Here is a 10,196-nt window from a genome sequence, read left to right on the forward strand (position 1 = left end):
TTCTGCGCCACGCCCAAACGTTTTGCTCGCTCGTACTGATAGGCATCGGGATAATCGAGAATATCCTGCCGCAATACATCAAGATCAATCTTGCGTTTGCGAAACCCTTGAGGTTTGCGATCAACATGCTTGATCCAGCGAACAACGCTTGCTATACCCACATCAAACCGCGCTGCCACCTCGGCTATCGTAAGTCCTTCTTTCTCTCGAACAGATAAGACTTTACGGCGAAAATCCAATGAATATGCCATCCTTGCATTATAATCAAAATTATCTGGTTATGCTATAAATCTTGTGTCATGTTCTCTGATTGCATCTTCGCTTACGCTGTCTTCAGTCATGATTGCGTTGTCGGAGATAATGTCACTGCAGATCTATAGCCGGCCTCCATTCGGCCACTTGCGCGGCCGGGACAAGATAAAATCCGCACACGGATTCCTTATTCAGTTAACGGCTCCACCATTGGTCGCTGATCGGGCTTCCGATTGAATAGCAAGCCAGCATTTTTCTATCAGGCTCTTTCCATGCTGATCCGACCTATTGTCTATCACGCTAAAGGTTGCAGTTTGAGTGAAGAAAAATCGTTATCATTTAATTCATGCAGGCTGGATCTCACCATGTTTCGGATCGAATGCTTCACCTTTAGCCAGTACTGCCCAGATGATCCGCGCGTGCTTATTGGCAATTTGCGACCAGTGTCTTGTAGTAACCCACTCGCGCATTCAATGCCAGCATCCATCTCTCCAATCGTGTCAGTTTCTCCAGCTTGCGCCTTATGTGGTTGCTATAAAGACAGAACGTGCGGATCGCTTCTATATAGACGAATACAATGTGCTCTCATTAGCGAAATTCGTGAACCAGAGTCACGATATCAAACGGAAGTAGACGGTATAAAATAATCCCTTTTCCTCTCTCAAATCCCCTCACAAGCCTCAACCGCTATCGCCAGTTTGCGATAGCGTGCAAGCCAGGATAATGGAATGGAAGAAGCCAGGTTTTGTTGTTTGGTTTGATGGGCAGCGACCAATGCTCCTAGCATAATGGCACGGCCGCAGCTATCTCCGCCAGCGCGGATATTGGTTTTAATCGCAGTAGTGTAATCTGATGCGTGCTTGGCGATATGAAAGACGATGGGTAGTCCTTCCGTCACATGGCAAGCTAAACCAAAAGACTTTGCGGCAGATACGCTATCCAGCGTCTCCATGGCAAGTGCCTGCTCCAGTGTGGGCCTCAACACATTCCCGGCAACGACGAGAGCATCAGTCAAAGCCTGAATCATCGATTTGCCATTCAATATGCCTTGCAATGCAGTTGCCGCACAGCACGCTGCAGAAACGGCAATTTCATTATTATTGGTAATGCGTACTGCTTCTTTGACACGCTGCATAAGAGCATCATATGGCTCATGGTGAGTTGCAACCAGTGCGGGAATGGTAGCGAGTGCAGGCATTTGATCATCATCTGCACCGGATACTTCCGGGAAGCTTGCGATATCAAGCGGTAATAAAACTCGTAGAGTCTGGCGAGTAGGTGAGTCGATATAACCGACATATTCACCACCCGGTCCAAAATGAGTGCGAAATTCGAGCTGGTAAGCCGCACGATTAAATCCACCGTGTTTTGCCAAGTGTTTAAGCATTAACAGACTTACTTCCCCATAACCCGAGGATTCCCCCGCCTGCTTATTGCCATGTGCAAAAAAGCCACTTGCCCCTGCATAATCGGCAGTATTGGGTTGGCGAAATACTACCTCCCCATTTTTTTCTATTTCTTCAATGCGCACTGGATCGTAAAGCCAGTGCAGGCCAAGTGATGCTGCATCAGCGACGAGTGCGCCAAGAATGGCAGCAACATTAGGGTTGATTAGAATGTGTGTGTTCACCTATATGCTCCAGACTAGTTTAATGATTTATTACATTTCTAAATCAAATCTGACTTTGTCGGCTTCTCCTTGCCGTATTATTTATACTGTCTGCGGCTCGCCTTCGTGTCATCTTTGATTTGGAAATGGAATTATTTTTAATAAGAAATCAAACTATCTTTTAGAATTTCGAGAGAATGCCATCCAACTGCTCCAAGCTGGTGTAGTGAATAATCAGATTGCCTGCCCCGCTTTTTCCAGGTTTAATGACGACATTGGCGCCCAGCTTGGAAGAAATGTCTTCCTGCAAGCGTAGCAAGTCACGATCTTGCTTGATCGTTTTTTTTACAGGAGCTTGCTCGATGCGTTTGATCAGTTTTTCAGTTTCGCGTACTGACAATTGCTTATGTGCAATTAAATTAGCAATTTCAATTTGTTTCGCAGCAGGTAAAACGAGCAGCGCACGTCCATGCCCCATATCGATTTTCCCTTGCATCATCAATTCTTGCACAGGCTCAGTCAGATTAAGCAGTCGTAGTAAATTTGAAATTGCGCTGCGTGAGTTTCCCAGTGCCTCACCTGCCGTTTGATGGGTCATGTCAAACTCTTTGATGAGCCGCTGGATGCCCATGGCAGTTTCTAACGGGTTCAGATTTTCACGCTGAATATTCTCAATGAGTGACATTGCCAACGCTGATTCATCTGGTACCTCACGAATGATTACGGGAACTTGGCTTAGCCCAGCCAGTTGCGCAGCGCGCCAGCGACGCTCACCTGCAATGATTTCATAACGTTCCGCAGTCACCGGACGCACCAGAATGGGTTGCATCACACCTTGTGCCTTGATGGATTCGGATAATTCCATCAGAGATGTTTGATCCATGCTGGTACGGGGTTGGTATTTACCTGGTTGCAACAAATCGATTTCCAGATGCCGCAAGGATTCTACTAACGCATGATCGTCGTGGTTACCTGACAATAATGCGTCAAGCCCTCTTCCCAGACCTTTTATCTTAGCCATTTACTCTTAATTGCCTGCCTTTTTCTAATTTATCCCGATAATCTAGCATTTTAAGCTGCAGCGTCCATGATCTCTTTCGCAAGAGCAAGATAAGCTTGTGCCCCTTTCGATAATTTGTCATGAAATAAAACAGGCACACCAAATCCAGGTGCCTCTGCCAATCGGATGTTGCGCGGGATCACAGTGCGGTATACTTTTTTGCCAAAATGCTGTTGCAGTTGATCGGAAACCTGCTTTGCCAAAACGTTACGAGGATCAAACATGGTTCGTAACAAGCCTTCAATCTTAAGAATAGGATTAAAATTATGCCGCACCTTTCTGATAGTATTGACCAGATCACTTAATCCCTCCAGTGCAAAGTATTCGCACTGCATTGGAATCACTACTGAGTGTGCTGCACACAGACCATTCAGTGTCAGCAAATTAAGTGCCGGCGGGCAATCCATAAGGATGAAATCATATTCTTCCCTCACATTTTGCAACGCTGCTTTGAGGCGGGATTCTCTCTGTTCCAGATTGACCATTTCTACCTCAGCACCAGCCAGATCCTGATTGGCCGGGATCAAATCATATTTACCCGGCGTGGAAATAATCCTTACCTCTGTGAGAGGTTGCTCACCCAACAAAACATGGTAAACCGTTTGTTGCAAGCTACGTTTATCGATGCCGCTCCCCATGGTAGTATTTCCTTGCGGATCCAGATCTATTAAAAGTACACGTTTACCGGCTTCAACCAGACTTGCAGCCAGATTGATGCCCGTCGTTGTTTTACCCACTCCTCCTTTTTGATTGGCGATCGCAAGAATTTTTACCACCGTGTCTACTCCTTAATCTCGATTTTCGAGATCTGGCTTAATGACAATCAGATGCCGCGCCGCTCTCAGCCCAGGCACCATGACACGTAATACTTTTTCAACTTCAAATTGCTCAGGTAATTGCATCAGCTCCGCATCGGGAAATCTGCCCTTCATCGCGATCAATCTGCTTTTGCCATTCTTGGTACATAAATGCGCTGCAGATTTGACAAAAGTAAGCAGATCAGCAAAAGCCCGAGAAATTACCGTATCGAATTTCTCGGAGGGAAAGAAGCGTTCAGCACGCTCACAAACCACCTCGACATTTTTCAACGCTAATTCAATGCAAGCCTGTTTTAAAAAAGCAGCCTTCTTCTGATTACTTTCAATCAAGGTCAAATGCCAATCAGGTCGGGCAATTGCCAACGGAATACCAGGAAGGCCCGCGCCAGCGCCGACATCAGCATGATGAGTCCCACTAATAATAGGGAGCAACGTTAGGCTATCGAGCACATGCTTGGTCACCATTTCTTCTGGTTTACGCACTGCGGTCAGATTATGGATACGATTCCATTTATCCAGGAATAGGATGTATTGTGCCAAGTGAGTGCTAATCCGCTCCCGCTCTTCAGACAAACCAACCTCAAGTTTATTAAGACCTTCCAGTAGCTGCTTTTCTATGCTCATATTTTTTATTTTATTTCCGATAACACGAAACCACGCTTCAGATGGACCAGTAACAGGGAAATAGCCGCAGGCGTAATACCAGAAATTCGCGCCGCATGACCGATCGTCTCAGGTTTATGCTGATTTAGCTTTTGTTGTACTTCGCTAGAAAGACCGCGCACACTCCGGTAATCAATGTCTTTTGGCAAGCTCGTCATTTCATAGGCAGTATGGCGTGCGACTTCTTGTTTCTGGCGCTCAATGTACCCTTCATATTTAACATTGATTTCCACTTGTTCAGTAACTTTCTCATCGGCAACACCACCTTCTACGCTTAGCATCGCCATTAATCCCGTATAAGTCACATCCGGGCGACGTAACAATTCGTACAATGAATATTCTTTTTCAATAGTCTTACCAAGCACGCTTATTAAATCCGCCTCTGGCAACATACCAGGACGCACCCATATATTTCGTAATCTTTCTTGCTCAGTTTCAATGGCCTCACGTTTAAACATGAACGCTTGCCAGCGCGTTTCGCTGACTACCCCTAACCGATAGCCTATTTCTGTCAATCGCATATCTGCATTATCTTCTCGTAGCTGTAAACGATATTCTGCACGACTGGTAAACATGCGATAAGGCTCCGTCACGCCACGAGTTATCAGATCATCCACTAATACGCCCAGATAGGCTTCGTCACGGCGTGGGTACCATACTTCGCGTCCCTGCACTTTAAGACTGGCATTTAATCCAGCCAGTAATCCCTGCGCAGCCGCTTCCTCATAACCTGTTGTCCCATTAATTTGACCCGCAAAAAACAACCCCTCAATAGCACGGGTTTCTAGTGAGTTTTTAAGTGCGCGTGGATCAAAATAATCATATTCGATAGCATAACCAGGGCGGGTAATATGAGCATTTTCCAATCCCTTGATCGAGCGTACCAAATTAACTTGCACGTCATAAGGCAGGCTGGTCGAAATACCATTAGGATACACTTCATGTGTATCCAGTCCTTCAGGCTCAAGAAAAATTGTATGCGAATCTCTATCAGAAAAGCGAACGATTTTGTCTTCGATTGATGGGCAGTAACGTGGCCCTATCCCTTCTATCTTTCCTGTAAATAAAGGGGAGCGATCCAGGCCATCGCGAATGATGTCATGCGTCTGACGATTCGTGCGTGTAATCCAGCAAGATATCTGGCGTGGATGTTGCGCCACATTGCCCAGAAACGAAAATACCGGCACAGGGTCGTCACCAGGTTGTTCCTGCAGCAAAGAATAATCAATACTGCGCCCATCGATACGCGGAGGTGTACCGGTTTTAAGACGCCCTACCGGTAATTTTATCTCACGCAGTCGCTGAGCAAGACTGATTGAGGGCGGATCACCTGCTCTGCCAGCTTGAAAATTACTATTGCCCACATGCGCCAATCCAGCCAGAAAGGTCCCGGTTGTCAAGATGACTGCTCGTGCAAAGAATTTAACGCCCAGTTGGGTAACTACTCCCACAACCCGATCACCTTGTAATACCAGATCATCTACTGCCTGTTGAATCAACCACAAGTTGGGCTGATTCTCCAGACGCCTGCGAATAGCCTGCCGATAAAGTACGCGATCAGCCTGAGCCCGTGTCGCCCGCACAGCAGGGCCTTTACTTGAATTAAGCGTTCGGAACTGTATCCCCGCCTCGTCAATGGCCTCAGCCATCACGCCACCCAAGGCATCGATTTCCTTGACCAAATGCCCTTTGCCTATACCACCTATGGATGGATTACAGGACATCTGCCCTAACGTTTCGAGATTATGGGTAAGCAGCAATGTTTTCTGTCCCATGCGAGCAGCCGCTAGCGCTGCCTCTGTTCCTGCATGACCGCCACCTACCACGATAACATCAAAGTTTTCAAAAAAGCTCATAAATGTGCGTTGTAATACCAATAATCAAATCACTGTTTAATTCTAAGCCATTCAGCATTATTATTCACAAAAAGTTAAGCCTTGGAAACAATATGTTTCACGTGAAACATTATTTGTTGATCTACATCAAACTGAAACTCATTTAGATAGATCAAAAATCAGGCAAAGTACTTCGTTACTTTACTTCCACCTAAATCCCGAAAATTAGAGTTATCTATGGTCATTCAAGTGACACGAAAATTCTTGAATTGCCATGGATCACTTTTATCCAAATCTTCTTCAAACAATTCACCTCGTCCTTTAAGTGGCGTCCAGTCACTATACTGCGCAACCATTTTCCCCAAGTAAGGAGCTGCCACTTTCTGGATGTCTTCAAAAGGCATTTCATCAGGCTCAATGATGCCCGCTTCCTGGTTTTTCATAGCCCAGATTACCCCCCCCAACACGCCTGCCGCCACTTGCAAGCTAGTGGCATTATTGTAAGGAGCAAGCTTCCGCGCCTCATGAATGGACAATACCGAACCATACCAATATATCCCCTTGGAATGCCCCATCAATAACACCCCAAGCTGATCGGCACCATCATAAATATCATCCATAGGCAAACGAGTTTTTGATTGCAGCTTTAAATTCTTTCCATTGAATTCGTGTACCGACAAAACGGCGGCATCACAAGGATGATACGCATAATAAACGGTTGGACGATAGCAAAGCTTATTTCCATCTTTGACTGTTAAATAGTCTGCAATCGAAATGGATTCATTATGAGTAATCAAAAAACCGCGATAAGCGCCTTCAAGCGGAGTCCAGCCATAAACCTGTGTTTGAACACCCGGCCGTTCCAAATAAATAGCAGCATCACAACCAAAACCATGACGTCTTCCATCAGATGGTTTATGCTTTTCATGGCTTCCCCACCCCAGCTCCGCAGGCTGTATTCCTTCAGAGACAAAGCCATCAATTGACCATGTATTAACAAACTCATCAATCCGTTTCGGTGGATTGATTGCTTGCGTATCACGCTCTGCGCATTGGATGACAGAAATATTTAGCATTTGTGCTAATTTTGCCCATTGATCCCGCGTTTCTGGAGTCTCTAAATCTACTCCGATATCATGCGCGATATTGAGAAGCGCCTGCTTAACCCAATGAGAAACAAGACCAGGATTAACGCCATGACAAAGAATGGCTGTTGGACCATCTCCTAATTTTCGACGGAGCGCCAACGCTTTTTCACGTGACCCATAGTTAGAGCGATCAGAAAGCGATAAACTGGCATTAGCATAGTCACCCATCCAAGGCTCAATGCAGGTATCAAGATAAAGCGCACCTCGTGTGTGACATAATTCAATCAACGCCAGACTGGATACATTAACAGATACATTAAGCAAAAAATCACCAGGCTCTAGGAGGGGGCCAAGTATCTGACGATAATTCAGCGGTGTAAGCAGATTAACCTCAAATGAGATATTCTGACTTTCTGCTTCAATTCTGCCCCTTTCATCTGCAGCAATAATCCTAATCTGAGCAGATAAAATATCAACATGCCTTAATAGTAAGGGAAGAAATCCCTGCCCAACACTCCCAAAGCCGATAAATATAAATTTCCCATTAAATTTGAATAGCTTTTCATTAACCATTAGCTTAATCTTTTCTTAATAATTTTTCTTCTTTTATAATTTACCTAGTTGAAGTTATCATTATGAAGTTATCATTAGCAATAGTTACATTTACAAAAGCAATCAAATCAATTGTGGGTTGAATTTTACAAATTATTAATATTATGAGCAAACCAACTATAGACAATTATGAATCTGAGCATACCAAATTTATGCGAGAATTATTTGCAAAAAGACCGCACCTGATCGAGCAGCAAAAGGAAGCTCGCGCTATTTGGTGGGATAAGAAAGTGAATCAAGAAGAACTTAAGCGTTTTAACGAGTCGGAAGTTCCGCAAAAGAGTTATGTTTATTTCGATTGGCTACAGAAATAGATTAAAAAGATAAAAAACCTTCTTATTCTTCAATAATATATGTTTACCAGCAACTGAAACTAATTCATAAGTTAGTATGGGACCAAAGTTGTTTTTGCGCTTTGATTGTGGAAAATCACGAGGATAAAGCCATTTGGAAGACATACCATTACCTATATTACTTGTAGTATTAATTTTATTACTAATTTTATCTGGTTTCTTTTCTCTTTCTGAAACCAGCATGATGGCAATTAATCGCTATCGCTTGAAGCATCTTGCCAAACAGGGGCATCGTGGCGCTCGCTTAACGACTCAATTGCTAGTCAATACCGACAAATTGCTCGGTGTCATCCTGCTTGGAAATAATCTGTTGAATACAGCTGCTGCAACACTGGTTGCAGTAATCATTTCTATATTCTTTGCGCACAATGATTTGGCTCTGCTTATCGGCACAATATCTGTGACACTGGCAATATTGATATTCAGCGAAATTACACCCAAAGTTATTGCCGCTGCCTATCCAGAGAAAGTTGCATTACCGGCAAGCTATGTATTAACACCATTACTAAAAATTTTCTATCCTGCAGTTTGGTTTGTTAATCTTTTCGTCCAAGGGCTTTTAATCCTCTTTCGCCTGAAACTTAAGGAAAATACTAGTCATAAAATCGGTCCAGAAGAACTTAAAATGCTTGTTCTGGAAGCAGGTCATTTCATCCAGAAGAAACATCAAAGCGTACTGATTAATCTGGTTGATCTTGAAACCGTTACCGTTGACGATGTCATTGTGCCACGAGGTCAGATTGAAGCCATCGATCTGGAGGGTGATGATGAAGCTATCCATGATCAACTGCTGACTTGCCATCATACTCGATTGCCGGTATATCACGGACATCTTGATAATGTTGTCGGAATCATTCACGTACGCAAAATATTCAATCAAATGAGAGGTGGAAAAATTACTGCGGCAATACTTGAGAAAGTTATGCAGGAGCCTTATTTCATTCCTTCTGGCACACCCCTGTTTTCACAATTGCAACTATTCCAGGAAAATCGGAAACGAATAGGTTTGGTTGTTGATGAGTATGGTGAGTGGATAGGATTAGTAACCTTGGAAGATATTCTTGAGGAAATTATTGGTGAATTTACAACACACCCACCTACTCAGACTAGCACGTTCATTCGGCAGCCAGATGGTAGTATAATTGTTGAAGGAAGTATTTTATTGCGTGACCTTAATCGAAAGCTTGGATTGCATTTGCCTTTAGACGGACCCAAAACTTTAAACGGTTTGATTTTGGAACATTTTCAGGATATCCCCGAGGCAGGAATTGGATTAAATATAGCTGGATATCCCATGGAAATTATTCAAACAAAAAATCAAGCGGTCAAAGTTGTCCGTATTTATCCGGCTTTGCCAAAGTCTGGGTTAAGCGAATAAATTCAAACAGATTTTTCTTTATTGCAAATCTATATTTGCAATTTAAAGTTTTAAGCGCTCATAGCTCAGTGGATAGAGTACCGCCCTCCGAAGGCGGGGGTCACACGTTCGAATCGTGTTGGGCGCGCCATCAGTTACTCGCTACTAAAGCTACTCATTCCATTTCTAAATCAAACATGACGCGAAGGCGAACCGTAGACAGTATAAATAATTCCAATTCGCATTGAAAAATGAAGAAATGAAACAATATAGCCATGAATTAGAGGAAAAAATCATGGCAAGAAAAGCGAGTGGAATAGATCAATTGGTATCAGCCCGAGAATTGTTGAGGACAGCTAAAACAGCGGCTGAATTGAGGGCGGCGCAAGCAGTATTACTGCCATTGGAATTGGAAATGTCGATAGAGGAAACGGCGAAGGCCATTGGGCGTTCCATCAGATGGACATGCAGCATGCGCACGCGCTACTGTAGAGTCGCTCGTGGTGAAGAGAATGCACCTCGAATGAAACGAGACCTTCGTAACCGTGC

General features: G+C 44.1%; 10 protein-coding genes, 1 tRNA gene and 1 pseudogene. 4 read left to right on the top strand and 8 right to left on the bottom strand.

What is annotated here, in order from left to right; translation table 11 throughout:
• The 8 genes from BLV54_RS13435 to BLV54_RS13465 all read right to left on the bottom strand — a co-directional run.
• A partial coding sequence (locus BLV54_RS13435) for an IS630 transposase-related protein (RefSeq protein ID WP_090569664.1) occupies positions 1–251 on the bottom strand: 251 nt, incomplete at its 3' end.
• 345 nt (positions 252–596) lie between these two features.
• Complete coding sequence (locus BLV54_RS16990) at positions 597–722, bottom strand: hypothetical protein (RefSeq protein WP_256329498.1); 126 nt, start codon at positions 720–722, stop codon at positions 597–599.
• A gap of 191 nt (positions 723–913) precedes the next feature.
• A complete protein-coding gene (locus BLV54_RS13440) occupies positions 914–1,882 on the bottom strand; it encodes an ADP-ribosylglycohydrolase family protein (protein WP_090572145.1) in 969 nt (322 codons plus the stop codon).
• A gap of 160 nt (positions 1,883–2,042) precedes the next feature.
• A complete protein-coding gene (locus BLV54_RS13445) occupies positions 2,043–2,882 on the bottom strand; it encodes a ParB/RepB/Spo0J family partition protein (protein WP_090572146.1) in 840 nt (279 codons plus the stop codon).
• Between the two features lie 50 nt (positions 2,883–2,932).
• Positions 2,933–3,697, bottom strand: coding sequence for a ParA family protein (locus tag BLV54_RS13450; RefSeq protein ID WP_090572147.1), 765 nt, complete (start codon positions 3,695–3,697; stop codon positions 2,933–2,935).
• A 12-nt stretch (positions 3,698–3,709) separates the two neighbouring features.
• Positions 3,710–4,363, bottom strand: a complete 654-nt coding sequence (gene rsmG / locus BLV54_RS13455) for a 16S rRNA (guanine(527)-N(7))-methyltransferase RsmG (RefSeq protein ID WP_090572148.1) — start codon at positions 4,361–4,363, stop codon at positions 3,710–3,712.
• Positions 4,364–4,368: 5 nt separating this feature from the next.
• On the bottom strand, positions 4,369–6,258 hold the full coding sequence (mnmG, locus tag BLV54_RS13460; RefSeq protein ID WP_090572149.1) for a tRNA uridine-5-carboxymethylaminomethyl(34) synthesis enzyme MnmG: 1,890 nt from the start codon (positions 6,256–6,258) through the stop codon (positions 4,369–4,371).
• A gap of 224 nt (positions 6,259–6,482) precedes the next feature.
• Positions 6,483–7,898: a homospermidine synthase gene (locus BLV54_RS13465; protein ID WP_090572150.1), complete on the bottom strand. Its 1,416-nt coding sequence runs from the start codon at positions 7,896–7,898 to the stop codon at positions 6,483–6,485.
• A 143-nt stretch (positions 7,899–8,041) separates the two neighbouring features.
• Here BLV54_RS13465 and BLV54_RS13470 point away from each other — a divergent pair, with 143 nt between their 5' ends.
• The 4 genes and pseudogenes from BLV54_RS13470 to BLV54_RS13485 form a co-directional block, all read left to right on the top strand.
• Positions 8,042–8,251 carry a DUF3460 family protein gene (locus BLV54_RS13470; RefSeq protein WP_090572151.1) on the top strand — a complete coding sequence of 70 codons (210 nt, stop codon included), beginning with the start codon at positions 8,042–8,044 and terminating at the stop codon, positions 8,249–8,251.
• 133 nt (positions 8,252–8,384) lie between these two features.
• The gene (locus tag BLV54_RS13475) at positions 8,385–9,668 is read left to right on the top strand and encodes an HlyC/CorC family transporter (RefSeq protein ID WP_090572152.1); all 1,284 of its coding nucleotides are present in this window, start codon (positions 8,385–8,387) and stop codon (positions 9,666–9,668) included.
• A 54-nt stretch (positions 9,669–9,722) separates the two neighbouring features.
• Positions 9,723–9,798 (top strand) — tRNA-Arg (locus BLV54_RS13480).
• Positions 9,799–9,942: 144 nt separating this feature from the next.
• Positions 9,943–10,196, top strand: a pseudogene (locus BLV54_RS13485) (winged helix-turn-helix domain-containing protein); the annotation flags it as partial.

The sequence above is a fragment of the Nitrosomonas sp. Nm33 genome, assembly GCF_900107265.1.
GTDB lineage: Bacteria > Pseudomonadota > Gammaproteobacteria > Burkholderiales > Nitrosomonadaceae > Nitrosomonas.

Excerpts from the sequence above, each read along its gene's own strand:
- BLV54_RS16990 (WP_256329498.1), bottom strand. The coding sequence starts at position 722 with ATGCGCGAGTGGGTTACTACAAGACACTGGTCGCAAATTGCCAATAAG.
- mnmG (WP_090572149.1), bottom strand. The coding sequence starts at position 6,258 with ATGAGCTTTTTTGAAAACTTTGATGTTATCGTGGTAGGTGGCGGTCAT.
- BLV54_RS13465 (WP_090572150.1), bottom strand. The coding sequence starts at position 7,898 with ATGGTTAATGAAAAGCTATTCAAATTTAATGGGAAATTTATATTTATC.
- BLV54_RS13445 (WP_090572146.1), bottom strand. The coding sequence starts at position 2,882 with ATGGCTAAGATAAAAGGTCTGGGAAGAGGGCTTGACGCATTATTGTCA.
- rsmG (WP_090572148.1), bottom strand. The coding sequence starts at position 4,363 with ATGAGCATAGAAAAGCAGCTACTGGAAGGTCTTAATAAACTTGAGGTT.
- BLV54_RS13470 (WP_090572151.1), top strand. The coding sequence starts at position 8,042 with ATGAGCAAACCAACTATAGACAATTATGAATCTGAGCATACCAAATTT.